Source organism: Bacillus sp. Bwzl_19 (genome assembly GCF_054900515.1).
Map to the genome: position 1 here is coordinate 1,849,975 of NZ_CM142729.1, position 26,250 is coordinate 1,876,224.

At 46.1% G+C, this 26,250-nt stretch carries 23 protein-coding genes and 2 pseudogenes; 8 read left to right on the plus strand and 17 right to left on the minus strand.

Annotation, left to right across the window (positions count from 1 at the left end):
• Window positions 1–46: 46 nt before the first annotated feature.
• Window positions 47–286 (minus strand): hypothetical protein, encoded by a 240-nt coding sequence (locus ACW5MY_RS09660; protein ID WP_232469738.1) that lies wholly within the window; start codon window positions 284–286, stop codon window positions 47–49.
• A 61-nt stretch (window positions 287–347) separates the two neighbouring features.
• Complete coding sequence (locus ACW5MY_RS09665; protein WP_007407979.1) at window positions 348–551, minus strand: DUF6501 family protein; 204 nt, start codon at window positions 549–551, stop codon at window positions 348–350.
• A gap of 182 nt (window positions 552–733) precedes the next feature.
• Between ACW5MY_RS09665 and ACW5MY_RS09670 the strand changes: the two genes are divergently transcribed.
• The 3 genes and pseudogenes from ACW5MY_RS09670 to ACW5MY_RS09680 all read left to right on the plus strand — a co-directional run bounded on the left by ACW5MY_RS09670 (window position 734) and on the right by ACW5MY_RS09680 (window position 5,047).
• On the plus strand, window positions 734–2,221 hold the full coding sequence (locus ACW5MY_RS09670) for an aldehyde dehydrogenase family protein (RefSeq protein WP_071348163.1): 1,488 nt from the start codon (window positions 734–736) through the stop codon (window positions 2,219–2,221).
• 99 nt (window positions 2,222–2,320) lie between these two features.
• Window positions 2,321–4,205, plus strand: a pseudogene (locus tag ACW5MY_RS09675) (terpene cyclase/mutase family protein).
• A complete protein-coding gene (locus ACW5MY_RS09680; protein WP_013352528.1) occupies window positions 4,202–5,047 on the plus strand; it encodes a superoxide dismutase in 846 nt (281 codons plus the stop codon). Before ACW5MY_RS09675 ends, ACW5MY_RS09680 begins: the two are co-directional and overlap by 4 nt.
• A 40-nt stretch (window positions 5,048–5,087) precedes the next feature.
• Here the strand turns inward: ACW5MY_RS09680 and ACW5MY_RS09685 are convergent, their stop codons facing one another.
• Window positions 5,088–6,425 (minus strand): sodium-dependent transporter, encoded by a 1,338-nt coding sequence (locus tag ACW5MY_RS09685; protein ID WP_013352529.1) that lies wholly within the window; start codon window positions 6,423–6,425, stop codon window positions 5,088–5,090.
• Between the two features lie 199 nt (window positions 6,426–6,624).
• Here ACW5MY_RS09685 and ACW5MY_RS09690 point away from each other — a divergent pair, with 199 nt between their 5' ends.
• On the plus strand, window positions 6,625–7,596 hold the full coding sequence (locus ACW5MY_RS09690; protein ID WP_462061604.1) for a bile acid:sodium symporter family transporter: 972 nt from the start codon (window positions 6,625–6,627) through the stop codon (window positions 7,594–7,596).
• Window positions 7,597–7,623: 27 nt separating this feature from the next.
• Here the strand turns inward: ACW5MY_RS09690 and ACW5MY_RS09695 are convergent.
• From ACW5MY_RS09695 to cdaS, 9 genes and pseudogenes are all read right to left on the minus strand, one after another.
• Window positions 7,624–8,369, minus strand: a pseudogene (locus tag ACW5MY_RS09695) (MBL fold metallo-hydrolase).
• A 71-nt stretch (window positions 8,370–8,440) separates the two neighbouring features.
• Complete coding sequence (gene odhB, locus ACW5MY_RS09700; RefSeq protein WP_013352532.1) at window positions 8,441–9,688, minus strand: 2-oxoglutarate dehydrogenase complex dihydrolipoyllysine-residue succinyltransferase; 1,248 nt, start codon at window positions 9,686–9,688, stop codon at window positions 8,441–8,443.
• Window positions 9,689–9,703: 15 nt separating this feature from the next.
• Window positions 9,704–12,538: a 2-oxoglutarate dehydrogenase E1 component gene (gene sucA / locus ACW5MY_RS09705; protein WP_013352533.1), complete on the minus strand. Its 2,835-nt coding sequence runs from the start codon at window positions 12,536–12,538 to the stop codon at window positions 9,704–9,706.
• Between the two features lie 226 nt (window positions 12,539–12,764).
• Window positions 12,765–14,681 (minus strand): vWA domain-containing protein, encoded by a 1,917-nt coding sequence (locus tag ACW5MY_RS09710; RefSeq protein ID WP_013352534.1) that lies wholly within the window; start codon window positions 14,679–14,681, stop codon window positions 12,765–12,767.
• Between the two features lie 10 nt (window positions 14,682–14,691).
• On the minus strand, window positions 14,692–15,582 hold the full coding sequence (locus ACW5MY_RS09715; RefSeq protein ID WP_013352535.1) for an AAA family ATPase: 891 nt from the start codon (window positions 15,580–15,582) through the stop codon (window positions 14,692–14,694).
• A 77-nt stretch (window positions 15,583–15,659) separates the two neighbouring features.
• Window positions 15,660–16,250 carry a superoxide dismutase family protein gene (locus ACW5MY_RS09720; RefSeq protein WP_013352536.1) on the minus strand — a complete coding sequence of 197 codons (591 nt, stop codon included), beginning with the start codon at window positions 16,248–16,250 and terminating at the stop codon, window positions 15,660–15,662.
• Between the two features lie 80 nt (window positions 16,251–16,330).
• The gene (locus tag ACW5MY_RS09725) at window positions 16,331–17,569 is read right to left on the minus strand and encodes a C40 family peptidase (RefSeq protein ID WP_013352537.1); all 1,239 of its coding nucleotides are present in this window, start codon (window positions 17,567–17,569) and stop codon (window positions 16,331–16,333) included.
• Between the two features lie 320 nt (window positions 17,570–17,889).
• On the minus strand, window positions 17,890–19,101 hold the full coding sequence (locus ACW5MY_RS09730; RefSeq protein ID WP_013352538.1) for a macrolide family glycosyltransferase: 1,212 nt from the start codon (window positions 19,099–19,101) through the stop codon (window positions 17,890–17,892).
• 118 nt (window positions 19,102–19,219) lie between these two features.
• Complete coding sequence (gene cdaS / locus ACW5MY_RS09735; protein ID WP_013352539.1) at window positions 19,220–19,846, minus strand: sporulation-specific diadenylate cyclase CdaS; 627 nt, start codon at window positions 19,844–19,846, stop codon at window positions 19,220–19,222.
• Between the two features lie 277 nt (window positions 19,847–20,123).
• Here cdaS and ACW5MY_RS09740 point away from each other — a divergent pair, with 277 nt between their 5' ends.
• Together ACW5MY_RS09740 and ACW5MY_RS09745 are read left to right on the plus strand one after the other, a co-directional pair.
• Window positions 20,124–21,485: an MATE family efflux transporter gene (locus ACW5MY_RS09740; protein WP_013352540.1), complete on the plus strand. Its 1,362-nt coding sequence runs from the start codon at window positions 20,124–20,126 to the stop codon at window positions 21,483–21,485.
• A gap of 12 nt (window positions 21,486–21,497) precedes the next feature.
• Window positions 21,498–22,334, plus strand: coding sequence for an STAS domain-containing protein (locus ACW5MY_RS09745; RefSeq protein ID WP_013352541.1), 837 nt, complete (start codon window positions 21,498–21,500; stop codon window positions 22,332–22,334).
• Window positions 22,335–22,369: 35 nt separating this feature from the next.
• Here the strand turns inward: ACW5MY_RS09745 and bshB2 are convergent, their stop codons facing one another.
• The 4 genes from bshB2 to rarD all read right to left on the minus strand — a co-directional run bounded on the left by bshB2 (window position 22,370) and on the right by rarD (window position 24,642).
• Window positions 22,370–23,035, minus strand: a complete 666-nt coding sequence (gene bshB2, locus ACW5MY_RS09750; protein ID WP_013352542.1) for a bacillithiol biosynthesis deacetylase BshB2 — start codon at window positions 23,033–23,035, stop codon at window positions 22,370–22,372.
• A gap of 17 nt (window positions 23,036–23,052) precedes the next feature.
• Entirely contained in the window at window positions 23,053–23,403 is a 351-nt protein-coding gene (locus tag ACW5MY_RS09755) for a YojF family protein (RefSeq protein WP_007407960.1), read from the minus strand.
• The gene (locus ACW5MY_RS09760) at window positions 23,400–23,678 is read right to left on the minus strand and encodes a hypothetical protein (protein WP_013352543.1); all 279 of its coding nucleotides are present in this window, start codon (window positions 23,676–23,678) and stop codon (window positions 23,400–23,402) included. Before ACW5MY_RS09760 ends, ACW5MY_RS09755 begins: the two co-directional genes overlap by 4 nt.
• Before the next feature lie 67 nt (window positions 23,679–23,745).
• Window positions 23,746–24,642: an EamA family transporter RarD gene (gene rarD / locus ACW5MY_RS09765; protein ID WP_013352544.1), complete on the minus strand. Its 897-nt coding sequence runs from the start codon at window positions 24,640–24,642 to the stop codon at window positions 23,746–23,748.
• Window positions 24,643–24,739: 97 nt separating this feature from the next.
• Between rarD and ACW5MY_RS09770 the strand changes: the two genes are divergently transcribed.
• Complete coding sequence (locus tag ACW5MY_RS09770) at window positions 24,740–25,204, plus strand: Hsp20/alpha crystallin family protein (RefSeq protein ID WP_289394434.1); 465 nt, start codon at window positions 24,740–24,742, stop codon at window positions 25,202–25,204.
• 33 nt (window positions 25,205–25,237) lie between these two features.
• On the opposite strand, the gene ACW5MY_RS09775 is transcribed toward ACW5MY_RS09770, so the two are convergent.
• Entirely contained in the window at window positions 25,238–25,477 is a 240-nt protein-coding gene (locus ACW5MY_RS09775; RefSeq protein WP_013352546.1) for a hypothetical protein, read from the minus strand.
• Window positions 25,478–25,677: 200 nt separating this feature from the next.
• Here ACW5MY_RS09775 and ACW5MY_RS09780 point away from each other — a divergent pair, with 200 nt between their 5' ends.
• Complete coding sequence (locus ACW5MY_RS09780) at window positions 25,678–26,067, plus strand: tautomerase family protein (RefSeq protein ID WP_013352547.1); 390 nt, start codon at window positions 25,678–25,680, stop codon at window positions 26,065–26,067.
• Window positions 26,068–26,250: the final 183 nt, after the last annotated feature.

Sequence of the window (26,250 nt, forward strand, 5' to 3'; positions counted from 1 at the left end):
TTCTTTATCCCTATATAAGAATACGACATAGGCGGCATTTAAACCATTACGAACAGATTACATTTTTAGAACGTTCATTAGATAAGCCTTTTCGCGAAAGGTGCTCTGTTATGTAGTAATACGGTTCAGCGGATGAAAAGGTTTCAAGAAAACCATATTTTTTTCGAAAAGTCAGTTTTTTCTTTTCACGGTAAAAAACCGCGGCTTCTGAATGCCGCGGTTTCTGCAAAACATCAACGATCCGTATCATTGTTCTTTCTTTATAGGTATCTGAGATTTGATCCATCACAGTGTCAGCCTTCTTCTGATTACACCCGCTGAAGCTGTGCGAATAAATTCATTCAGCTTCAGACTTCTTCAAAATACTCTTTATAGAAACCGCCGACTTTATTTGTATTGTCCACCACAAAAATGAACTCTTCTGTTTCATTTTTGACTTCGTACTCTTTGCCGGGCGTCAGCACGTTTTTGACAATATATTTTTTCGCATCTGTATGTACGCATTTTACTTTTTTGACGCTTTCTTTTGTCTGCCAATTATTATGAATCATCTGTAAAACTCCTTTTCTTCATCGATAAGCTTATTGTAGCTGTTTTTTCCTGTGAATTGCAATAACGGTTATCAATTGATTTTACCGGGGTCTGTATTATAGAATGACTGTATGCGCTTACTTTGCGCGGACATCAAGATGCTCAAAACAGACCATAAAAAATTTCGGGAGGTTTGTTACGAATGAGTTCTTTAACGATGCAGATCACAAAAAGGCTGGAAACATTTTTACAGGGCACGAAGAAGCTTTATATTGACGGAAAATTTGTTCCGAGCGCTTCAGGAGCAACATTTGTCACGCCAAATCCGGCAACCGGAGAAACTTTGATGACGCTTTACGAGGCACAGGCTGAAGACATTGACAGCGCAGTGAAAGCGGCACGCAAAGCCTTTGATCACGGCGAATGGCGCACTATGCCGGCCGCTTCCAGAAGCAGGCTGATGTATAAGCTTGCCGATTTAATGGAAGAGCACAAAACTGAACTCGCGCAGCTTGAAACACTTGATAACGGAAAACCGATTAATGAAACAACGAATGGAGATATCCCGCTGGCAATCGAGCATATGCGTTATTATGCCGGGTGGTCCACAAAAATAACCGGACAAACGATTCCGGTCGCCGGCTCATATTTTAATTACACCCGCCATGAGCCTGTCGGCGTCGTGGGGCAAATCATCCCTTGGAACTTCCCGCTCCTTATGGCGATGTGGAAAATGGGCGCCGCCCTTGCCACAGGCTGCACAATCGTTTTGAAACCGGCAGAGCAGACACCCCTGACCGCCCTCTATTTAGCGGAATTAATAGATCAGGCGGGCTTCCCTGACGGCGTCATCAATATTGTTCCTGGGTTCGGCGAGACAGCCGGGGAAGCGCTGACCAACCATGACGATGTTGATAAACTTGCTTTTACCGGTTCTACAGAAATCGGCAAAAAGATCATGGAGAAAGCCGCGAAAAATATTAAGCGCGTAACACTGGAGCTTGGCGGTAAGTCACCTAACATCATTTTACCTGACGCCAATTTAAAAAAAGCCATCCCCGGCGCTTTAAACGGGGTTATGTTTAATCAGGGGCAGGTATGCTGTGCAGGCTCCCGTGTCTTCATTCACAAAGACAAATATGATGAAGTCGTAAGCGAAATGGTTTCATATGCGAAATCACTTCGGCAAGGAGCCGGCCTTCATCAGGATACGCAAATCGGCCCGCTCGTCAGCCAGGAACAGCATGAGCGCGTGCTTTCTTATATTGAAAAAGGAAAAGCGGAAGGCGCCAAAGCTGTCACAGGCGGAAGCTGCCCGTTTGAAGAAGGGTATTTTGTCTCCCCGACCGTATTTGCGGATGTGGATGACAGCATGACCATCGCAACAGAAGAAATTTTCGGTCCGGTTTTAGCCGCCATTCCGTATGATACGGTTGATGAAGTCATTGAGCGGGCGAACCGCTCGGAATACGGCCTTGCAGCCGGACTATGGACCGAGAATGTGAAAAACGCCCATTACATTGCTGACCGTCTTCAGGCCGGCACCGTTTGGGTCAACTGCTACAATGTATTTGATGCGGCGTCACCTTTCGGCGGCTATAAGCAATCCGGCCTTGGACGGGAAATGGGCTCTTATGCGCTGGATAATTATACAGAAGTGAAAAGCGTCTGGATCAGTCTGGAAGATTGATTGACAAAACAAGAAACTGCTGCCTGCCAGCAGTTTCTTTCTTTTGTCATGCCGCCATTTGCATATGAATATATATGCTTCTGAAGGAGTTGAGCGAGTGTGAGCACTATTCATGAAAAAGTCAGAAGCCGCCAAAGGAAAACCATCTCCCTATTAAGAGAAAAGCAAAATGCGGACGGCTCATGGTCATTTTGTTTTGAAGGTCCGATTTTGACTAACGCCTTTCTGATCCTCCTCCTCACTTCTCTCGGAGACAATGATAAAGAACTGATCGCTGAGCTTGCTGAAGGCATCCGCGCGAAGCAGCGCCCTGACGGAACATTTGCCAACTATCCTGATGAACGGAAAGGAAATGTGACCGCCACTGTACAGGGCTATGTCGGCTTGCTGGCTTCCGGCTTATATAACCGTTCTGAAGCGCATATGATTCAGGCCGAACGCTTTATCATCTCAAACGGCGGCTTGCGTAACGTACACTTCATGACAAAGTGGATGCTGGCGGCAAACGGCCTATATCCATGGCCCGCACTGCACCTGCCATTATCTTTCTTAGTGATTCCCCCATCCTTCCCGCTGCATTTTTATCAGTTCAGTACATACGCGCGTATTCATTTTGTTCCGATGGCTGTGACGCTAAACAAAAGATTTTCGCTGAAAAACCCAAACGTTCCGTCTCTCGAGCATTTAGATCAGCATATGACCAAAAATCCGTTTACATGGCTTCGTTCCGATCAGGCAGAGGACAGAGACCTCGCTTCTCTTTTCGCACACTGGAAGCGGCTTTTGCAGATTCCTGCCGCTTTTCACCAGCTTGGTCTGCGTACGGCCAAAACGTATATGCTTGACCGGATAGAAGAAGACGGCACATTGTACAAGCTATGCAAGCGCCACTATTTTTATGGTGTACAGCCTGCTCGCTCTCGGTGTATCACGCCACTCCCCCGTTATCAGAAAGGCGCTTGCCGGCACGAAAGCTTTACTCACGTCTTGCGGCAATATACCGTATCTGGAAAATTCAACGTCAACTGTTTGGGATACAGCGCTTCTTAACTATGCGCTTATGGAAAGCGGCATCTCAGATAACGATCAGATGATCACCAGCGCCGCTCGATTTTTGCGTGAACGGCAGCAGACGAAAGTAGCGGATTGGGCCGTTCACAACCCGCATGCAGAACCGGGAGGATGGGGTTTTTCAAACATCAACACGAATAATCCTGATTGTGATGACACAGCCGCAGTGCTTAAAGCCATCCCGCGAAAACTTTATCCCGCCTCATGGGAGCGCGGACTGAGCTGGCTTTTGTCAATGCAAAACAGTGACGGGGGCTTCTCTGCTTTTGAGAAAAATGTAAATCATCCCCTGATCCGCCTGCTGCCGCTTGAATCGGCTGAGGAAGCTGCCATCGACCCTTCAACAAGCGATTTAACTGGACGGGTGCTGCACTGTTTAGGAAAAGCGGGGCTTTCATCGGATCATCCCCAGGTTGAAAAGGCCGTTCAATGGCTGATCCGCCATCAAGAGGAGGACGGATCGTGGTACGGCAGATGGGGTGTCTGCTATATTTACGGAACATGGGCGGCGCTGACGGGCATGAAGGCTTGCGGTGTCAGCCATAACCACCCGGCCGTGAAAAAAGCGATCCGCTGGCTGAAGTCCATTCAAAACGAGGACGGAAGCTGGGGAGAATCCTGTAAAAGCGCAGAAATCAAAACCTATGTCCCGCTTTCTTACGGGACGGTTATACAGACGGCGTGGGCGGCGGAAGCTTTGCTACAATACGAAAAACCTCATCACCAAGCCGTCACAAAAGGTATATCGTTTCTTATTGAAAACCGGCATTACGAAGGAGCTCATTTCACCTATCCGACTGGAATCGGCCTTCCGAAGCAGTTTTACATCAAGTATCACAGCTACCCGTATGTGTTTTCTTTGCTTGCGCTCAGCACTTTCATGAAAGTGAGTGAAAAGGAGGAAGAAAAATGAAACGGCACGCTTATCAAACCGAGATGCTGAATTGGTGTGAAACCTTGAAGGAACAAGTCATTCAGCAAGGGCGGTTCGATCGCTTCGCGGCACAAATCGACCGGATTTTTCACACCCTTCAGGATGATGGATTAACGGAGGCGGAATGGTACGAACAGGCATCAGCTCTTTACCGGGACATTTCCGAATCGGAAGAGCCGGAGGAGCGCAGAGCCTATGTGCCGATCGGCAAGCATGTTCTGCCTAAACTGCCTTACAGTTATTCCGCCCTGGAACCGTATATTTCAAGGGAGATTATGAAACTTCACCATACAAAACACCATCAAAGCTACGTTGACGGCCTGAATAAAGCTGAACTTGAGCTGAAAAACGCGCGCCAGACGAAACAGTACGACTTAGTGGCGCATTGGGAGCGGCAATTGGCATTTCACGGCGCCGGCCATTATCTGCACAGTATTTTCTGGTTTTCCATGAATCCAAACGGAAAAAGACGGCCGACGGGCGCTCTCTTTCAAATGATTGATGTGTCATTCGGCAGCTATTCTGCTTTTAAAGAACAATTTTCTCAGGCAGCGAAAAAAGTCGAAGGAGTCGGCTGGGCTATCCTTGTCTGGGCGCCGCGCTCGGGACGGCTGGAGATTTTGGCCGCTGAGAAGCATCAGCACTTCAGTCAATGGGACATCATCCCTTTGCTCCCTTTGGATGTGTGGGAACACGCTTATTATTTACAATATAAAAACGACCGCGCGGCTTACGTGGATCAATGGTGGAATGTCGTGGATTGGCGTGAGGCGGAGAAACGGTTTGAGCAAGCGCACCGCGTGATGTGGCCGCTTTATTAAAAAAAGCCCCCGTTTAGAACGGGGGCCTGCTTCTTTTGATTTAAAAAATACCGAGCACGTGCAGAAAAACGATAATAATAGCTACAGGAGACACATAACGGATTAATAAGAGCCACACTGTAAACCATTTTCGTTTTATGCCTGAACCGCTTTTCAATTCGTCAAACAGCGCCTGTTTCGGAATTTTCAGCGGTACGAAAACGGCAATTAAAAGCGCGCCCAGCGGCATTAAGACATTGCTGACCAGAAAATCCGCAGCGTCAAAAATACTGCGGTGAAAAATGGAAACATCACTCAAAATTCCGTACGACAGCGCCGAAGGCACTCCGACAATAAATATTGCAAGCCCCCCGAGCCATGCATACCGCTTTCGTTTTGCCGAATCGCCTTTTGACAAAACGGCAACCAAAATCTCAAGCATTGAAAATGCTGATGTCAGCGTCGCAAATAAAAACAGCAGCAAAAAGGCGAGTAAAAACACGATGCCGAACGGCATTTGGTTAAAGATGGTCGGAAGCACGTTAAATAAAAGCTGCGGGCCTTGATCCGGCTTGAGGCCGAATGAAAATACCGCCGGAAAAATCGCCACTCCCGCCATCACGGCAACAAGAACATTTAATACCGTCACCGAAACTGCGGATTGAACAATATTTTCTTTTTTTTCTAAATAGGCGCTGTATGTAACCATTACGGACACACCGACGCTTAACGAGAAAAATGACTGTCCCATCGCGTATAATATGGTATTGGCATCCATCGCGCCAAAATCAGGCATGAAGAAGAATTTTAACCCCTTCGCTGCATCATGGAGCGAAACGGAGCGGATCATTAAGAGAATAAACAGAATAAACAGAGCCGGCATGAGCACCTGGCTTACTTTTTCGATGCCGCTGCTCACCCCTTTTGCAACAACTAAAATCGTCATCACGATAAACAGCAGCTGTCCGAAAACCGCTGCATAAGGGTTTGAAATGGTATTGATAAATAACGTATCAAATCCGGATGAGAGCGATAAACCGCCTGTAAAGCCTTTTATAATGTAGATTAATATCCATCCCCCCACTACGCTGTAGAAGGATAATAGAATAAAACACGTAATGATTCCGAGATATCCGATCCAGTGCCACTTTTTCCCCGGCGCAAGCGCCTTGTAGGATTCAACGGCGTTTTTTTGTGTTTTTCTGCCGATAATAAATTCAGCAAGCAGAAGCGGCAGTCCGATTAAAATCGTAAATAAAATAAAAACGAGCAGAAAAGCGCCGCCTCCGCTGGTTCCCGCTACGTAAGGGAACTTCCATATTGCGCCGAGCCCGATTGCAGAGCCGGCCGTAGCTAAAATAAATCCCAGCTTAGATGACCATTGATTAGCTTCTTTCACTTCAGCACTCCCAATTCATTTCAGTGTAAAAATTAATTTTAAGAATATATGTCTGAATAGTCAAGAAGATATTAGTTTACATAATATCATTATTTATAACTAATGTTTAATATTGAATTATTCAGAATATTATTTATAATGGAATACAGAAAAGTCAGTCTCATTTTTTGACTGATTGGATGAAAAAGGAGCTGTGTTTATGGAATGGTTGAAAAAAATAAGCGGGTTTGCGGGACAAACTTTCGGCTTATGGGTGATCGTCTTTGCTGGTTTAGGATTCGCCTGCCCTGATTTGTTTTCTTGGATCAGTTCTTATATGACAATTTTTCTGGGTATTATTATGTTTGGTATGGGGCTTACTCTTCAAGCAGACGATTTTAAAGAATTAATCAGAAAACCTTGGCATGTCGTGATCGGAGTCATAGCCCAGTTTACGATTATGCCGCTTACGGCTTTCTGTTTATCAGTCGGGCTCCGCCTGCCCGCAGAAATTGCAGCGGGCGTCATTCTGGTCGGCTGCTGTCCGGGCGGCACCGCCTCAAATGTCATGACCTTTTTAGCAAAAGGCAATACGGCGCTTTCGGTTGCGGTCACCACGATCTCAACATTGCTTGCTCCTATTGTAACGCCGGCACTCATTATGCTGTTTGCGAAAGAGTGGCTCCCTGTTTCTTTCGGCTCACTGTTTGTTTCAATTATGCAGGCCGTGCTTTTACCGATCGTCCTCGGAGTGATTGTGAAGCTATTCTTCAGAAAACAGGTCGGACAAGCTGTTCACGCGCTTCCTCTCGTGTCTGTAATCGGCATCGTAGCGATTGTTTCCTCTGTTGTCAGCGTAAATCGTGAGCACCTGCTTCAATCAGGACTGCTGATTGTATGCGTGGTCATCTTACATAACGGAATCGGCTATTTGTTAGGATTCCTGGGTGCAAAGCTGTTCAGAATGGATTATGCTTCGCAAAAAGCGATTGCGATAGAAGTCGGAATGCAAAACTCCGGATTGGGCGCGGCGCTTGCAACAGCCCACTTTTCCCCCCTTTCAGCCGTACCGAGCGTCATTTTCAGCATATGGCACAATCTGTCTGGATCAATTCTCGCCACTTATTGGTCAAAGAAAAAAGAGAAAAACAGCATCGGAGAGGATGAAAACGTAAAGATTCCGCTTTCATAACTGAACAAGGATAGGCGGCTGCCGCCCCTATCCTTGTTTTTTCTGCAGGTCACGAAGCAAGTGCAGGAGCGCTTTTTTACATTCCCCTGAAACACACCTCCATGATAACAAATCAATTGACGGATATCGTAATCGAGCAGGCGCTGTACGGAACGGACCGCATCATCCATATGTAACGTATAGCGGGGATTCGCAAGGTTCAGCTTTCCGTCTTCAATGACGACCGCATCACCTGCGATCATTGTTTTTTCGGCAGGCAGATAAAGGCTGATATGGCCGGGTGTATGACCCGGCGTGGCTACAATGCGAATGCCTCCGCACCAAGGCAGCAGCTCGCCGTCAGTTACTTGCCGATGAACAGGAGCCGCTTCGACTGATTGAAGTGAGCGGATAAACTGTTTTGCATAAGGTTTTGCCTCCTCTGGCAATGAACAAAACGTTGATTCAGCCTGCTTAAGCCGTAATGATTTTTTAGAGCCGTCAATATACGGCGCTTCATGTTCATGTGCTGTCACGCTGATACCCGGGTACAGACGGTGCAGTGCAGCGAGTGAGCCGATATGGTCTATATCGTGATGTGTTGCAATGATTTTTGACAGTGACTGAAGCGACAATCCATGCCGGACAGCAGCATTTTGAAGATGATTTATAAAACCGGGATATCCGCAGTCTATTAAAACCGTGTCATGTTCGTCTTGCAGAAGAACCGGAGTGATAGAATGCAATTCTTCATTATATTCAAATTCAATCTCAAGCGGATAACAGCTTTTCATATACAACTCCCCTTCTCTCAAATAAAAAAGTACACCGCTCATAAGGGCAGTGTACTTTTTGTCTGTCTCCATTATCCTTCTAATAACAGCTGTTCCGGATCTTCCAGCAGGTTTTTAATTGTGACAAGGAATCCGACCGCTTCTTTACCATCTACGATTCTGTGATCATATGATAATGCAAGGTACATCATCGGACGGTTTTCAGAACGCTCTGCATCAATCGCTACAGGGCGCAGCTGAATTTTGTGCATACCTAAGATTCCGACCTGAGGGCTGTTTAGGATTGGTGTTGACATAAGCGAGCCGAATGTACCTCCGTTTGTGATCGTGAAGGAACCTCCTTGCAGCTCACCTAATGTTAATTTATTGTTTCGCGCTTTCTTCGCAAGTTCGCCGATCTCTTTTTCAATGCCGGCAAATGTCAGACGATCAGCGTCACGTACGACTGGGACGACAAGCCCTTCTTCAGCCGCAACGGCGATACCGATGTCATAGAATTTTTTCACGATCAGCTCATCACCTTGAATTTCAGCGTTTAGGAGCGGGTACTTTTTCAAAGCTGCCACTACGGCTTTTGTAAAGAAAGACATGAAACCGAGTTTTACTTCGTTTTGCTCAAGGAATTGGTCTTTACGGCGTTTTCTTAAATTCATAACGGCCGTCATGTCCACTTCGTTAAATGTCGTCAGCATCGCAGAAGTCTGCTGCACTTCAACCAATCGTTTCGCGATCGTTTGTCTGCGGCGGGACATTTTTTGCACTTCAACAGGTTTGTCAAAGCTTTGCTGTGTTTTTTGAGCCTGCGGTTTCGTCTGTGCCGCAGGTTTTGAAGCCGGTTTTTCATAAGCTTCCACGTCTTGTTTGCGCACGCGGCCGAGCGGGTCCCCCGTCGGAATTTGTGAAAGATCAATTCCTTTTTCCCTTGCCAGCTTGCGTGCAGCCGGAGACGCTACCGTTCTGGATTTCGCTTCTGATTGTGCTTCCTGGCTGACTTCTTGTGCAGCCGGTTCAGCTTTTGCTTCCTCTTTCGTTTGTTCTTTGGCTGGAGCACTTTCGGAAGGGGCAGGTGCAGAACTTTCGCCAGCGCCTTCTGTAATGGTACCGATAATTTCTCCTACTTGGACGGTATCACCCGAATCTTTCAATACCTCTTTTAGAACACCCGATTCTTCTGCTGTCAATTCAACATTTACTTTGTCCGTCTCAAGTTCAAGCAAGTACTCACCCTGTTCTACATAGTCACCGGGCTGCTTTAACCATTGGGCTATCGTTCCTTCTGAGATTGATTCTGCTAATTCAGGTACCTTAATTTCCGCCATTTTTTCATTTCCCCCTTAGTTTTTGCGAGTCAAGCTATCAGATACAATGCGTTCCTGTTCTTTTTTGTGGACAGTCGGATCTCCTTCTGCGGGACTGGATCGTCTTCTTCGGCCGATGTATTGAACATTTACTCCTTTTGGCGCGATTTCCGTCAGATACGGGCTGATATAACTCCATGCCCCCATGTTCTGCGGCTCTTCCTGAACCCAAACGATCTCTTGCAAGTTCGGCAGTTTGGCGAAAAGCTCTTTCGCGTCTTTTGCCGGGAACGGATACAGCTGTTCGATTCTGGCAATATGAAGCCAATCCTTATCGCCTTCCATTTTGTTGAAGTGATCGCTGATGTCAATTGACACTTTTCCGCTTGATAATACGACGCGAGTCACTTTTTCATAAGCATGGGAAAGACCGGATTGCTCATAGACAGGCTTGAATCTGCTTTCGCTCAGCTCCTGTACTTCAGATACCGTATTCGGGTTGCGGAGCAGGCTCTTCGGCGTCATGATCACAAGCGGACGGATTTCCTCACGAAGCAGCATTTTCGCTTGTCTTCTTAAAATATGGAAATACTGAGCCGCACTTGTCAGGTTGGCCACCGTCCAGTTGTTTTCCGCCGCCAGCTGCAGGAACCGTTCGACGCGTCCGCTGGAGTGTTCAGGCCCCTGTCCTTCGTAACCGTGAGGAAGCAGCATGACTAATCCTGATTTTTGTCCCCATTTTGCCCGTCCTGCAGATATAAATTGATCAAAATAGACTTGAGCCGCATTGGCAAAGTCCCCGTACTGCGCCTCCCACATCACAAGAGTTTCAGGCGAATACACGTTGTATCCATACTCAAAACCGAGAACCGATCCTTCAGAAAGCGGGCTGTTATGCACCGCAAATGAAGCAGCGCAGTCGTCTAAATGATGGAGTGCAACAAATTCTTTGCCTGTTTCGCTGTCATGCAGCACAAGGTTTCTTTGAGCGAACGTTCCGCGCTCTGAGTCCTGCCCGGTCAGCCGGATCGGAGTGCCGTCTTTCAAAATGGAAGCAAACGCAAGCGATTCAGCCAATGACCATTCCACTTTACGGTCATCATCAAACGCTTTTGCACGTCTTTCCAAGATTCTTTTCAGCTTGCCGAACACGTTAAAGGATTCCGGCCAATTGATGAGTTCGCCGTTCAGCTTGCGGAGAACATCAAAATCAATGGCTGTGTCAACGTCAGGAAAACCGTTGGATACCGGTTCCGGCAATTCGATTTCCCGTACGGCATCTTCTTTTTTGGCGGGCACCTTTTTATAGGCGTCTTCAATTCGTTTTGTCACTGTCGCTTCAATGTTTTGCGCTTTTTCCTCGCTGATCAGTCCTTCACTTACGAGTTTTTCCGCAAAGATCCGCTTGACAGTCGGGTGTTTTCTCACGGCGTCATACAGCATCGGCTGTGTCGTGGACGGCTCATCCATTTCATTGTGGCCGTACCGTCTGTACCCGATTAAATCGATTAAGAAATCTTTATTAAACCGCTTCCGGTATTCAACCGCAAATTTAACGGCTGACAGGCACGCTTCAGGATCATCGGCGTTGACGTGAACGATCGGGATTTCATAACCCTTCGCCAAATCACTGGCATATTTCGTAGAGCGTGATTCATCGCTTTCAGTTGTAAAGCCGATCATATTATTGGCGATGATATGAATGGCCCCACCGACCTGATAGCCTTTCAAAGAGCTTAAGTTCAGCGTCTCAGCGACAATTCCTTCTCCCGGGAACGCTGCGTCACCGTGAATTAAAATGGCGAGCGATTTTGTTTCGTCTTGAACCGGGTACCCCTTTTGCGTTCTTGTTTCCTGTGCCGCCCTCGTGCTTCCTTCAACAATCGGATTGATGAATTCCAGATGGCTCGGGTTATTTGCAAGCGTAATCCGGGCGCTTTTGGTTTCAGCATCCTGTAACTGTCTGTCTGCACCGAGGTGGTATTTTACGTCTCCCGTCCAGCCGTAGCTGATTCCGGTCGAGCCTTCAGACGGTACAAGGTCTTTATTCGGCGCGTGCTGGAATTCTGAGAAAATAATCTCATACGGTTTGCCGAGCACATGCGCGAGCACATTTAAGCGGCCCCTGTGCGCCATCCCGATATTGACATTGGTTGTGCCTGCTTTCACAGACTGGGCGATAATGTCGTCAAGAACAGGCACAAGCGCGTCTAATCCCTCAATTGAGAAACGCTTCTGGCCGACGAATGTCCGGTGTAAAAATTGTTCAAATCCTTCTACTTCCGTCAGTCTTTCTAAAACGGCTGACAGTTTTTCCGGTGAATTTTTCCGGAACAGTTCTCCGGATTCGACCATTTTTGTAATCCATGCCCGCTCTTCGAAATCATGCACATGGTCAAATTCGAAGGAGATGGTTCTTTTATACGTATTGCGTAAATGCTGGATGGCTTCTAAGCCGTTCGTTATATTGGCAGGTGCGTCTTTACAAATGACAGACGCGGGTATTGCTTTCATTTCTTCTTCTGTAAGCCCGTACTCGGATAACGGAAAGAGCTCGCTCTTTTTTTGATCCTTTCTGAGCGGATTGACGGAAGCGTTCAGATGGCCATAGGTTCGAATATCTTCTGCAAGTTTAACTGCTGATGCGATCTTTTGAATCAGATCTGCGGTGACTCGTCCCTGTTCCTTTGTTCCCGATGCCTCTTTTATTTGGCTTGGCGGAGCGCCGAGTTCGTCAAACATGTCTTTCAGATCCGGATCAATGCTGTCTGGATCTTCAGCATATTGGTCGTACAGCTCCAGTGCGTAGCCGAGGTTCGGTCCGTAAAAATCTTCCCAATTCATTCTTTGTTTCATATTATTTTGAAACATTTGAATATTACCCCCAACCTAGATAATCAAGTGATCAATTCACTATCTTGAAATAACTTTTGAACGCTGTGCCCAAAATTATGTAATAAAAACGCTTCCAAGGGTATTTTACCATTGATTGCGTTTGGATTCTACCTTGATTGTTCACAAAATAGTAAAAAAACAGATCCATAACGAAAAAATTAAATCATTTTAAAATAAAAAGCGAAAAAGCATAGGAAAAAGCCTATCCTATGCTTTTATGAAGCAGTTTTTTCAAGAGCGGATACAGCACATCAGGCAGCTGATCGACATCCGGAACAAAAATACTGTACTTTCCGTACATATCCTGAATGGTTTTCATCTGTGATTCTTCTATCGCAGTATTGGACAGAAAAACATTTATGACTTCTATCCCTCTTTTTCTCGCTTCGATGACAGCCTCGCTCGTATCGACGATGCCGTTTTGTTCGTAGCCGAATGCCGCCGGCTCTCCATCTGAAAACACGATTAAAAACTTTTGCGCCTCACTCCGCCGCATCAGCTGTTTCGTCATTTGTCTGATGGCATATCCGTCTCTGTTATCTTCCTCCGGCGCAAGCTGCATGATCAGCGGTCCCGCCGCCTGCAGCAGCGACTCTTCAAACGGAATCACGGTATTGAAGAAATTCGGCTGGCTCGTTTCGGTCGCTTCGTTTGTATCCTCCCAAAATCCGACGATTTGGTGCGGGACGGACACTGATTTCAGGGCTTCATGGAATAGAACAATCCCTCTTTTTGTTTCATCCATTTTGTCGAACATGCTGGCCGAACAATCGACAAGCAACGTAAAAACGGCGTCAATTTCCGAAGAGGGGTCTTGCTTTTTATAGAAAAGACGCGGATTCCGTTCCGTAAAGTAGCGGAGCAGCTTGCGATTCAGCCGGCCCGCGTGAAGGTCGGTCCGCGGGAGCGTTTTTTTGTGTTCAAGTATCTTTTGTATCATCTGCTTCAGGCGTTTTTGATATGATTCTATCGTTTTCGCCTGTTCTTTATAAGACTGCTCCTCCTCGGGCGATGCTTTATGAGGTGTTTGGTAAACCGGGAAAGCGAACTTGTTTTCTTTTCCGTCGGCAAGCCCCGCGCCCTCATGTTCATCCTGTCTGGATTCAAGCGCCTCAAGCTTGGAGTAATCCTCTCTTTTCGTCTGCCGTGCGGAGCCTTGAACGGAGCCGAGCGCCTGATCACCGTCATCTCCTTCTCTGGCGGCGTCTTTCCCAATATCTGATTTCGCGCCGTGCTCAATATCAAATTGAAGGAAACTTTTTGACGGCGCTTCGGTTTCCCGATGCCACGTATTCATTTTCTCTTCATGGATATCTTCATCTCCGTCGGAAGACTCAGGGAGCGTGATGTCGTCGCTTAATGACGGCGCTCTTTTGATGCTTTCGAATAAAGGCTCTTCAGCCGCTCTCTCGTAATCAAGTTCCGGCAGAAAAAAGTATGTGTTCAGCATATCTTTCTCCAGCACTTCATCAAGGCCTTCCATGAGGTCTTCTGTTATTCTTGCGATCTCTTTCGTAGAATCCGCCTCATACACCCTGATGAGCTGGCGTTCAATATACGGTATCATCATATCAATATCTTCCTGCATGGAAGGAATGCCTTCAAGCGGAGACTCCGCCGTCAGCTTGACAAATATCGCGCAATACAAAGCGTCAGTGAAAATGCTTCGTTCTAAATTCAGTGTCAGCTGCGTTGTGAAATGTTTCCTGTACATCTCCCTTCGCTTCTGAAATACACGTTTCGTCCCCGGCCGCTCTTTTTTGATCAGCTCTTCAATTCTGATATCCTCAAGCAGCATGAACAGCTGCTTTGCAAAGCTTTGGCGGTTGAAGCGCCGGTGAACGTCATTTAAAAACCCGGCAAATTCCCGGAATGAGCTGCTGCGTGTGCCGACAGCGCGCAAATACACATCGCTTTTCAAGCCGGCTTCCATATCCCCGGCTGACCTGTCTTTCCAAAAGTGGCTCATATAAATTTTCTTTTCAAAGGGATTGTAGTAAGACTGCACGCCGTATTCCACTTCCACTTCACTGCTTCTGGTCAGTGTTTTGGCCAGATCAGTCAGCATCATGAACAAAAACGAATCGATCGTGCTGTCGTTAAATTTGATAAACTTCATTGTACATTCCTCATTCGAACAGCGTTTCTGCAATATTTCTGACAGCGGCTTTTTCCCTGTCGTCATCAAGTTTTTCCACAATGCCTCTTTCAATCGCCCGTTTCGGCGGAATGTACGCAGCCAAGTCGCACGTATCAATGAGAGCCCTGATGGACGCCGCTTCCTCTGACACTTGCCCGTTATGCGCTTGTGCGATTAAATCAGAAGACAATGTCATAAAGCGCTCAATTAATTTATCATCTTTTAAAACAGATTGAGAGGTCAGAACCTGTTTCAGAAGGCTTCCTTTAATATACGGCACATCAATAATGACAAAACGGTTTTTAAGGGCTTCGTTCAGCGGCACGGTGCCGACATAGCCTTCATTAATAGCGGCGATGACACCGAATCCTTCGTTTGCCTTAACCACTTCTCCTGTAAACGGGTTTGTCATCATTTTTCTGTAATCAAGCACGCCGTTCAGAATCGGAAGGGTTTCAGGCTTCGCCATATTGATTTCGTCAATGTATAAAAAATGTCCCTCGTTCATTGCGGTTGTTACAGGTCCGGGAACGAATTCAATTGTCGCCTGGCCCTGTTCATTTTCAATCGTTTTATAGCCGACAAGCGCTTCTGCATCGAGGTCTACGGAGCAGTTGACGCTGTGCATCGGTTTATGAAAATAGTTCGAAAGCGTTTCCGCCAATTTTGTTTTCCCTGAACCCGTCGGTCCTTTTAATAGAATATTTTTTCCCATTGTCAAAGCGATGACCGCATCGAATATAATCGCTTTATCTTCGGCTTCATAGCCCGATGATCCGATTAAATCCTGAAATTCTTGGGAAACGGGATGATTTTGATAAGCTTGCAGTTTGTTTTGTATATCTTCCGGCAGTGATAAGTGCTGTAATTCTGAAGTCATAGGTGATGTTTCCTTTCCATTTGGATTCCATAACCGAGTATACTAAAAAAGCCCTTGTATTCTCAATACAAAAGGGCTTATTCCCTGCGGGCGCTTTTTTTCAGAGGAGCGCAGGCGATTCTGGCTCCGGAATTTCCGCTCGGGTTTGTTAAATAATCGTCCGTATGTTCATGAATGATGAACGCGCTCCCGTCCCGGTCAAGCAGGCTGAGTCTGCTCCCTTCTTTTAACGAAGTTTGCGGCGCATTCATAATGACATCCACTTTACCGTCGGCACCCACTTCAAGATTGGGAAGATCTCCGGCGTGATGCCCCATCGGGTTGTTGAAGCCGTGTTCTTTATTCAAAGGGTTGAACGGCCCGCCGGCTGATTCGAAATCAGGTGTCTGACACACCCCTTTTTCATAAATGTGAAATCCGAGAGAAGCGCCGGGGGGCAGATGATCCGCCGATATATGAATGTCTGACCCTTCATCATCAGATTCTTTCACTTCAATATAACCGATATTTTTTCCGTTTTGATTGATGAGTCCGGCATGCTCACGGTATGCGGACGCTTCCAACGCGCGGCTTTCTCCATGTTTTTTGGACGGAACAGGAGCGGGTCCGCCCCCGCAGCCGCAAAGCGTGATTGATGCGAGCATGAGAAAAAACAAGAGACGATTCATGGTTTCTCCCCCTTATTTTTACCCATCAGTCTTGTCAAAACGTAAAAATGATAAACAAAAAAAGCCCCGAAAGGCTTTTTTTAAAAATAACTGCGTGCTCCTAAATAAGCTTTTTTCCAATATGGATTGCTTAAGTTTGAAACTTCAACCCCAGAGGAGCTGGCGTGAATGAAATCTCCTCCGCCCAAATAAATTCCCATGTGCGAAGGGCCCGCTTTATATGTCGTAAAAAAGACGAAGTCGCCTGCTGACGGCTGGCTGATATGTTTCATTGTATTCCAGTATCCGGCCGTGCTCAGACGGGAAACGGAGCCTACCTTATTTAAGAGGTAATAGATATAGCCGCTGCAATCGAATCCCGCAGGCGTATTGCCCCCCCAGCGGTAAGGCACGCCGACATATTTTTTCGCTTCGCCAATCATTCTGTCAATCTTTGATCCTGTCACCGGAGGTTCCGGAGTATTTGGTTTGTTTGGCTTGGCCGGTTTGTTTTCCGGCTGGCGCACAGGGTCTTCTGTTTTTTCCGTCCCGTTAATCACCAGAACTTGTCCGATTTGAAGCACATCAGTTGTCAGTTTATTTTTTTCTCTGATGAGCTGGGCGGTGATGCCGAACCGATTGGCAATTTTCCAGAGGGAATCGCCTGGTTTTACTTTGTAAGTGGATGGCTTCTCAGAAGGGTTTGAATGAGATGGCGGTGTTGCGCCGCTGTTTCCGTTATGTGAAGAGCCTTTGGTTTTTAATACTTGATTCGGATACAGCATGTCTGACGTTAATTGATTCAGCTTTTTCAATTCAGCTATCGTAATGCCGATTTGATTGGCGATTTTCCACAGCGAGTCACCCGGTTTTACAGTGTAAGTCCCTGATGCGCCTTTATCAGGCTTTGTCTGTTTGCCGCCTCTGTCCGTGCTGCCGGCGGAACCTTTAACTTTCAGTTTTTGGCCCGGATAGATGACATCTGAACTCAAACGGTTCAGGCTTCTCAGCTCAGAAACACTCATGCGGTATTTTTTTGCGATCACCCATAAGGAATCTCCGTATGTAACTGTATAAGCACCTGTGCTTTTTTTTCCTTTTTGGTCCGTTTTATGTGTGCTGCCATCAGGAATATTCAGCCGCTGTCCGGGGTGAAGTATTGTAGATTTCAATTTATTTTCCGTCTGGAGGGCTGAAATGCTTGTATGATATTGTCGGGAAAGCTTCCAAAGAGAGTCGCCGCTTTTTACTTGGATGGTTTTTGCTTCAGCGGGATGCACGGCGAAGGTTGAAGTCATTACTGCAGATACAGCCAGACCGGCTGCGATTTTTTTCTTCATATAACGAAAAACCTCCTATTTATCATTGCTGAAAGGGACGTTCCTTTTCTTTGAACGCCGTCTGTTATTCAGAATTCATTCAGAAGTCGACATCATTTCTGTTTCATTTGACCTTAGATCATCACCAATGCCACACATTTTACATAAATTGAGAAGATTTCACAAAAGACTTTGGAATCATTTTCATAACATGGCTTTTTTCCGCGACATTCCACCTTTCTTGTCTGTTTTTCATACAATTCTCTTTGTGTCAGGAAAAATCCTTCCCGAAAAACAACCAAAAAAACCCGCTTCCTATAAAGGAAACGGGAGATGGCTGATTACAGAACCCGGGTCTCGGCAGTTTTTACGTCTTCCAATATCAACTCTGCTGCACGCTGTGCTCCCCCGGCCGCTTTCAGGGATTCTCCGATTTCATCAGCTTTTTTCTGATATTCAGGGTTTTCGCTCAACTCTTTTATTGCTTCAGTGAGCAGTTCCGCCGTCACATTTTCTTTTTTAAACATCTTGCCCGCGCCTGTGTTTTCCACTTGGCTTCCGACGGCGAACTGATCAGCGCCCATCGGAATGACGATCATCGGGGTTTTGAAGTAAAGCCCTTCGCTCGTACTGTTCATTCCGCCGTGCGTGATAAATAAGTCCGCTCTCTTTAAGATCTCAAGCTGCGGAACATAAGGCTTTACAATAACATTCGCCGGGATTTCATCAAGCTCCGCCGGATCAAGATGTTTGCCGATTGACATGACGACTTTTCCTTTAAAGTCCCTGACCGCTTTTAAGCATTTATTAAACAATTCCTTCTGGTTGTTAAAAATCGTACCCATTGAAATAAACAGGACGTTTTCTCCTTCAAGCTGTTCAAACGGAAAATCATGAGCGGCCGCCCTGTCAGTTATGGACGGACCGACAAAGAGGTAAGAATCACCGAACTCTTCTTCTTTCGGCTGAAAAGCTCTTGAAGTAAACACGATGGTTTTTCTGCCGTCATTTGAGAAAATATCATACGGCGTTTTAATGTCTGCGCTGAATTCTTCATTGAGCAGGCTGACCGCTTCGGTATAAGCCGGATAATGGGATGATTCCTCTGATACAAGGTTTGTATTTGAGAAGACCTCTTTAATAAATGCTTCATTCATTGCAAATGTCGTGCAAAGTGAATATGCCGGCAGTTTCAGCATGTTTCTCACGAGCCTGCCTGCCAGAAAATGATGATCATACATGATGTAGTCGTAGGATTCATCTTTTACTTCCTCAAGAATACGGAGTGCGGCTTTTTTAGAAGTCTCAATCATTAATAGCAAAAACTCTGTAGCGTCCCGCTGTTCATCACCCGTTGCGTTTTTTCCGAATTCATCTTTCCGGAAATCCTCATATTCACGGAATTCCGCTCCGCTTGCCGCGATTTTGTTCTCATATTCCTTCACGCCGTAATATACGACATGTTCGCCCTTTGCCTTTAATTCTTTTACAACGCCTAAAGACGGGTTAATATGGCCTTCTCCCGGAAAACCGATCATCAATACATTTGCCATCTTTCCACTCCCTATTCTTTTAAATTTTATGTATATTTAAACGATAACATCAATACAGAAAAAGGTAAAGATGTACACTTCATTAATATTAAATAGGTACAATATTCCCATTTTCTTATTATTTCGTGTGAAGCGCCCGCGGCGAAACAAGCGGATACAGTCCGCCGTCTTTAGCAAAGGACATTTTTCCCGTTTCTTCTGAAACAACGAGGACGAGTGCATCAGTCACGGCTGAAAGCCCCATCGCGGCCCTGTGGCGCGTTCCGTATTTAAGATCAACATTTTTTGTTGTGAGCGGAAGCACATTGGCTGCTGATACCACACGGTTTTCTCTCACCAATACGGCTCCGTCGTGAAGCGGATTGCCGGGATAAAAAATACTTTCAATTAAAGCTGAACTGATCTCGGCATGCAGACTTGTCCCTTTTTGTATCATTCCGTCCAGCGGTTCTGTACGTTCAATCACAATCAGCGCCCCATGCTTTTCTTCTGCCAGATGCTGCACGGCTTTCGCCAGCTCTATATAGGAAGGCGTAAAATGTTCGATATATGACTGCAGGTAAAATGACGAAGCAATAGCCTGCATTTCCTGAAAGGTATGTCCCAGTTCATCTAGTTCGCAAAGAAGGCATTGATCTTTTTCATCCAATGTCCCCAGTATCATTGCGGCATCCTCCGTAATTTGTTTCAAATACGTTTGAACGGCAGCGGTAAACGCACTTTCCGACATTTGAATGTGTTGCATGTCACTTCAGCTCCTTTCCCTTATTTTCTGCATCGCGCGCATGGATATGCGCCGCAGTGTGCACGATAATTATGAAAGGAGGCGGACTTGATATGGAATTCGCACGACTGATGCAGTATATTTGCACCTTTTTAGGGGTCATTTCACTTTCATTCATTTATGCCAAGATGTTTAAAAGGCCGAAACCGGATAAAAAAGAGTAGACCGGGCCTCATTGCTTTTTATACATAAAATGTTATAATTTCTCTCGTTAAAATAAAGAAACGGGGAACCTAACTTGAGAGAAACAAACACGATCGGCCAAAAGGTCAGACAGCTGTTACATATCTTTATTCCGATTTTAATTACACAGGCGGGTCTTTCTTTGATTACCTTTTTGGATACGGTGATGTCAGGGAAAGTGAGCGCCGCTGATTTAGCCGGCGTTGCAATCGGTTCAAGCCTGTGGACACCGGTTTATACGGGGCTTGCAGGAATATTGATGGCCGTTACGCCCGTTGTATCGCAGCTGTTTGGAGCCGGCAGACAAAAGGAAGCGCCGTTTTCCGTCATCCAGGCCGTTTATGTAGCAGCCATTCTCAGTGCGGCAGTTATCGTTATCGGCTTTTTGACTGTTGATTTGATTTTGGGACATTTGGGCCTGGAACCGCATGTCCGGACGATCGCCAAACACTTTTTAGGATTTTTATCCCTCGGCATTTTTCCTTTGTTTGTCTACGCCGTTTTGCGATCGTTTATTGATGCGCTCGGCAAAACGAGAATCACTATGCTTATTACGCTCTGCTCATTGCCTATCAATTTTGTCTTGAATTATGTGTTTATTTTCGGGAAATTCAACATGCCGGCATTGGGCGGAGTCGGTGCGGGTCTTGCCTCCGCCCTGACTTACTGGTGTATTTGCGCCATCAGCTTTTTTATCGTCTGCAGATTTGAGCCGTTTGCCGGATACTCTGTATTTCGGAAGCTGTACCGGTTTTCTCCGTCAGAATGCAGAAAGCTTTTGAAAATCGGGTTGCCGATCGGTTTTGCCGTATTTTTTGAAACGAGCATTTTTGCGGCTGTCACACTGCTCATGAGCCATTTCCAGACGGTGACGATTGCAGCCCATCAGGCGGCAATGAATTTTGCTTCCCTGTTGTATATGCTGCCGCTCAGCGTATCGATGGCGCTCACCATATTGGTCGGCTTTGAAGCAGGCGCAAAACGCTACAGGGATGCCCGTTCATACAGCTATATCGGGATTGTGATGGCCCTTTGTTTTTCTTTATGCACGGCGGCTTTCATTTTGCTGTTCAGACCGCAGATCGCCGGAATGTATACATCAGACCCGGACGTGCTCATTTTGACGCAGCATTTTTTAATCTATGCACTCTTTTTCCAGCTTTCTGATGCCGTAGCAGCTCCGATACAAGGCGCTCTGAGAGGATATAAGGATGTCAATTATACACTCGGTGCGGCGTTTGTTTCTTATTGGATCATCGGGCTTCCTCTCGGTTACGCAGTCGGCACCTGGACAAGCCTCGGGGCATTCGGCTATTGGATCGGGTTAATTGCAGGACTCGCCGCAGGAGCTGCCGGTTTATTCTTCAGACTGCTCAAGCTGCAAAAGCGTTATATGAAAAAAATGATGATTTCATAAAGGAGGCGCAGCATGCCAAAATATATACTGCTGTACGATTATTTAACCGAACGGGCAGAAGACATCAGTCAGACATGGTTTGATACCCTTCATGATACGGATCCTGATTCTGTTTACGCTTCTTCTGACCCGGCGGTGCTCACGAATCTGAAAAAACAAAATCTGGCGTTTAATTATCAAATCAATCGGATTTTTTCTGAGGAAAAAGAAGTTTATACGGCGGCATTGGAAAAGTGGGCGTTCGAAGCCGCACAGGATAAAGAACATTTAAAAACTCCTATCCATTACATCATTCGCGAGTTTATCAGAGTTCGTGATTTGTATGTCGGCCATGTGAAGCAGTTTACCAGACTGCATTCAGACACCGTGACAGAGGAAGATGCCGAAGATATATTCCATACGCTGATTAAATCATTTGATGTGGTCATTCATATTTTCATAGAGGAGATGTATAAAAACACAAACATTCAGCTTGAAGCTCAAAAAGAATTGATTACCGAACTGAGCTCACCTGTCATTGTGCTTTTTGACAACGTCGGACTGCTGCCTCTGATTGGGGATATTGACACGGCAAGGGCCAAAATGATCTTGGAGAATACGCTGCACCAGTGTTCAGAGAAGCGGATAACACAGCTGTACATTGATTTATCAGGCGTGGCCATGATTGATACGATGGTTGCCCAACAGCTTTTCACCTTAATTGAATCACTCGGAATGCTCGGCGTGAAAGCGACATTATCCGGAATCCGTCCTGAAATCGCCCAAACCGCGGTGCAGCTCGGACTTAGTTTTTCAAATTTGTCAATACGGTCTTCGCTCGCTGAAGCGATCGCTTCCGATCTGACGTAAAAAAGGATAAGGCTAAATGCCTTATCCTTTTTTTATCAGTCTTTCCACGGATATGTCCAATACACTTCTTCTTCAAACCAGGTCTGGAGAACCGGCTCATTATTTTTTATTTTTTCTTCCAGCTCTCTCAGCATGCCTTCCGTTTGAGTGCGGTGTGCTTTTAAGGCATTCATTTTAATATCGGCGACCTCTTTAATATCAAGAATAACATCAGGTTTGCCGACAGCTTCCTCCCTGTTACGGGTAATTGCCATGCAAAGCGTGCGCGGGCGGTCTTCTTTTTTCTTTCTGTAAAGCGCTCTGATGACCGCTTCGCCGCATGCATCATGATCCGGATGGACGCCGTGTCCAGGATAGAATGTGACAATCAGACTCGGTTTTACATCGTCGATAATCTCCTCCATCATATCCGCGAGCCACTCGTCATCTTCAAATTCAAGTGTTTTATCACGAAGCCCGAGCATTCTCAGGTCAGTGACGTCCATTGCCTTGCATGCGTCAATCAGCTCTTGCTTTCTTAACAGCGGCAGTGTTTCACGGTTCGCGAAAAAGGGATCTCCCATGTTCCGGCCCATTTCGCCAAGCGTTGCGCATGCGTACGTAACGGGAATATCTTTTTGTCTGTGTAAAGCAATCAGTCCTGCCACTCCGTATGATTCATCATCAGGGTGAGGCAGGATGACGAGTACATGTTCTTTCATGATTTTCACCCTTTTCTTTAAACTGTAAACGGTTTTTCGCTGATTTGAAGCGAAATCGCCAATTTACCGCCCGGCAGATGCCCTGCCATTAACAGGCGGTTTTCGTCATCCACTGTATATTCAGTCAAACCTTCTGCATAAATCCAGCCCTCTTCTGTTTTCAAACCGACGCGGTACGGGCCGTTTCCTTTGATTTTCGCCTGATGGTACGTCACTTTGGCATTGCGTATATAGGCTACAACCGTCATGTTTTTCTCATTCAGATGCGCTGAATAAGACCCGGTCGTTGTTTCCAAATGGATATATACAGGACGATCGGCATATCGTTCTAAAGAAGTTTGCACATCTTCTTTTATGATCGCTTTCATAGCTGCTCCCCTCTTTCTTCTCGTAAAAATTGCAAACGCTTCGTATGTAGTTCAACCAATTCATATTTCTCAATCGGCTGCAGCCGGGAATCTACAATTCGCTGCACCGCCAGAGCAAACTTTTCCTCGGGCGTCTTCCGGAGCCTCGGATGTGTTCTTTGATCAAGCAGTTCAAGATCAATTGCCTTCTCCGCTTCTTCAAGAGTTGAAGCCGGGAGTGTGCGGTTATTCCACAGTGCTTGATAAGCTTTGGCTATGTCTTTATCAGTGCCCATTGTACAGCTCCTTTACATACTCGTAATGATTATACATAATTTACGCTTCCGCTGGAAAGCGAAAGGCTTAGCGGCTTTTTAACGGCCGTTTCCATTTTATCTGTGAAAAGGTAAATAAGAGCAATGCCGCCCATATACAAATAAAAGTAAACGCTTTTTGACCGGAAAACGGTTCATGATACACAAATACGCCGAGCATAAGGGTGATGGTCGGCGATATATATTGCAAAATGCCGACTTGATACAGCGGCAGACGCTTTGCCCCCTCCGCAAACATTAACAGCGGCAGGGCCGTAAATACGCCTGCGAAAAAAAGCAGCGTCCATGTTCCTGCACCCAAAGACCCAGAAGCGTTCCCGTCAGCTGTATAACCTAAATAAATAAGGGCAGCCGGAGTAATCAGAAGCGTCTCCAGCGTCAGCCCGATCATACTGGACATGCGCGTTCTTTTTTTGCATAAGCCGTAAAGGCCGAAGCTGAATGCAAGCAGCAATGCGATATAAGGAACCGCGCCATACTGAAACGCAGAAATAATGACGGCCGCCCCGGCAATAGAAACGGCCGCCGCTTGCATCCTGTTCAGCTTTTCTTTTAAAAATAGGATGCCCAAAAGAACGGAAACAAGCGGATTAATATAGTACCCGAGACTTGCTTCAAGCAAAAAGCCGTGATTGACGGCCCATATGTACACAAACCAATTAACGGAAATTAAAACGGAAGCAAAAAACAGCGCCAGCAGGCCTCCTTCAGATTTCAAAAGACGCAGTTCACGCCATCCGGTTTTCCACTTCTTAAGAACAGTTAAAAGCACGCACATGAAGACAAACGACCATAAAATCCGGTGAGCTAAAATGTCCAGTGCGGGTATATGTTCAAGAAGTTTCCAATAGACCGGAAACAGCCCCCACATGGCGAAAGAACAAGCGGTATAAATGATTCCTTTTCTTGCGGTATTCCCTTCCACGGCCTTCCCCTTCCTTTCTGTAAACAGATTATATTATATCACGGGAAGCTTCCGGCGGGCATATACTATGTTGTCCGTTAAGAAAGGGTGAGATGCCGTGTTTGATTGGAACAGATATTTTCCCTTCCAAAATCAGTTCTCGAAAGAAACGTTTAAAAATGCTGATCCGAAAGATGTCGATACCTATGTCAACCGAGTAATGGAAAGCGTATTCGGTGCCGATTATGCCGGGCAATTCCCTTTTCGTGATCCGATGTCGAAGAAAGCTGAGCCGGTCGAAGCAGAACCGCCCAAGCCGGAAATTGACATGTTTGAAACATCAGATCATGTTTTTGTGAAAATTCCCGCCGAACAGGATGAACTCGACCGGATCAGGATTAAGCATACGTCACACAGCCTTGTTGTAGAGAACAGCAGTCTGGCGGAGGGAAAAAAAGAAATCGTTCTTCCGAGCCTCGTCAAACGGAAAGGAACAAAAGCAGTCTACAAAGACGGGATGATTGAAGTCATGTTTTCAAAACAGGAAGACTACAATTTATCGGAAGTGGAGATTTTAAGATAAAAAAAACGGCCCGCGATATGGGCCGTTTTTTCTTTAATAAAATGGCGGATAACCGCCAACTCCCGGACCGAAACCGCCGTATGGGGCGCCTCCGTATCCGTAACCGGCGAAACCGTACGGATACCGGGGTCTCGTAAAACCTGTGGCAATCACGCCTCCGAGAAGGCCGCCTAAAAACCCGCCGAATAAAGGAGCGCCGAACAAAAAAGGACTTCTCGCCGGAAATCCGGCAGGTCCGAAATTCCCGCGATACAATGCATGACGAGGGTACATGTTTTTTCCTCCTTTATGTCTGCCTATTCTTAAAGGTATTCACAAAGTGAGGAAATTGATTGGGCGATTGTAAAACGATGTGTTCTCTCAACCATTACATCAATATATAAAATCATGGTTATAATTTGAATATCTTTTGATTAACTGTTATACTTTTTTCACAAACTGCGACAATATAAAACCAACAGGAGGAAAAAAATATGCCATTACTTCGTTTTGACGTCATTGAGGGACGGGATGACGCAGCATTAAAAAAATTACTGGATACCGCCCATGGCGCCATGGTTAAAGCGTTTAACGTCCCTGTAACAGACCGTTATCAGATCGTCCACCAGCATCCGCCCCATGAGCTCATCATTGAAGATACCGGGCTCGGATTCAAAAGAAGCAAAGACCTTGTCATCATCAGCATTGTCAGCAAAGCCCGCACCGAACATCAAAAAGAAACGTTGTATAAACTGATGGCTGAACAGCTTGAAACAGAATGCGGCATATCACCCGAGGACGTCATGATTTCCATTACAGAAAACGGGAACGCCGACTGGAGCTTTGGGCTTGGGGAGGCTCAGTTTTTAACCGGAAGTTTGTAAAACGCCGCCCGGCTTAGCTAGTGAGTTGTATGTATCCTTGTTTCGTATGCGGAAGTAAAGGATTAAAGAAAAGTCCTGTTTATAATGACATTCGATATCTGCTCCTGCTGCGGGATTGAGTCCGGCTATAGCGAGGTCTATGACGTAAGATTTGGTGTTACTGCAACGCCTTATCTTTTCATT

Excerpts from the sequence above, each read along its gene's own strand:
- ACW5MY_RS09660 (WP_232469738.1), bottom strand. The coding sequence starts at position 286 with ATGGATCAAATCTCAGATACCTATAAAGAAAGAACAATGATACGGATC.
- ACW5MY_RS09665 (WP_007407979.1), bottom strand. The coding sequence starts at position 551 with ATGATTCATAATAATTGGCAGACAAAAGAAAGCGTCAAAAAAGTAAAA.
- ACW5MY_RS09670 (WP_071348163.1), top strand. The coding sequence starts at position 734 with ATGAGTTCTTTAACGATGCAGATCACAAAAAGGCTGGAAACATTTTTA.
- ACW5MY_RS09680 (WP_013352528.1), top strand. The coding sequence starts at position 4,202 with ATGAAACGGCACGCTTATCAAACCGAGATGCTGAATTGGTGTGAAACC.
- ACW5MY_RS09690 (WP_462061604.1), top strand. The coding sequence starts at position 6,625 with ATGGAATGGTTGAAAAAAATAAGCGGGTTTGCGGGACAAACTTTCGGC.
- odhB (WP_013352532.1), bottom strand. The coding sequence starts at position 9,688 with ATGGCGGAAATTAAGGTACCTGAATTAGCAGAATCAATCTCAGAAGGA.
- sucA (WP_013352533.1), bottom strand. The coding sequence starts at position 12,538 with ATGTTTCAAAATAATATGAAACAAAGAATGAATTGGGAAGATTTTTAC.
- ACW5MY_RS09710 (WP_013352534.1), bottom strand. The coding sequence starts at position 14,681 with ATGAAGTTTATCAAATTTAACGACAGCACGATCGATTCGTTTTTGTTC.
- ACW5MY_RS09715 (WP_013352535.1), bottom strand. The coding sequence starts at position 15,582 with ATGACTTCAGAATTACAGCACTTATCACTGCCGGAAGATATACAAAAC.
- ACW5MY_RS09720 (WP_013352536.1), bottom strand. The coding sequence starts at position 16,250 with ATGAATCGTCTCTTGTTTTTTCTCATGCTCGCATCAATCACGCTTTGC.
- ACW5MY_RS09725 (WP_013352537.1), bottom strand. The coding sequence starts at position 17,569 with ATGAAGAAAAAAATCGCAGCCGGTCTGGCTGTATCTGCAGTAATGACT.
- ACW5MY_RS09730 (WP_013352538.1), bottom strand. The coding sequence starts at position 19,101 with ATGGCAAATGTATTGATGATCGGTTTTCCGGGAGAAGGCCATATTAAC.
- cdaS (WP_013352539.1), bottom strand. The coding sequence starts at position 19,846 with ATGCAACACATTCAAATGTCGGAAAGTGCGTTTACCGCTGCCGTTCAA.
- ACW5MY_RS09745 (WP_013352541.1), top strand. The coding sequence starts at position 21,498 with ATGCCAAAATATATACTGCTGTACGATTATTTAACCGAACGGGCAGAA.
- bshB2 (WP_013352542.1), bottom strand. The coding sequence starts at position 23,035 with ATGAAAGAACATGTACTCGTCATCCTGCCTCACCCTGATGATGAATCA.
- ACW5MY_RS09755 (WP_007407960.1), bottom strand. The coding sequence starts at position 23,403 with ATGAAAGCGATCATAAAAGAAGATGTGCAAACTTCTTTAGAACGATAT.
- ACW5MY_RS09760 (WP_013352543.1), bottom strand. The coding sequence starts at position 23,678 with ATGGGCACTGATAAAGACATAGCCAAAGCTTATCAAGCACTGTGGAAT.
- ACW5MY_RS09775 (WP_013352546.1), bottom strand. The coding sequence starts at position 25,477 with ATGTACCCTCGTCATGCATTGTATCGCGGGAATTTCGGACCTGCCGGA.
- ACW5MY_RS09780 (WP_013352547.1), top strand. The coding sequence starts at position 25,678 with ATGCCATTACTTCGTTTTGACGTCATTGAGGGACGGGATGACGCAGCA.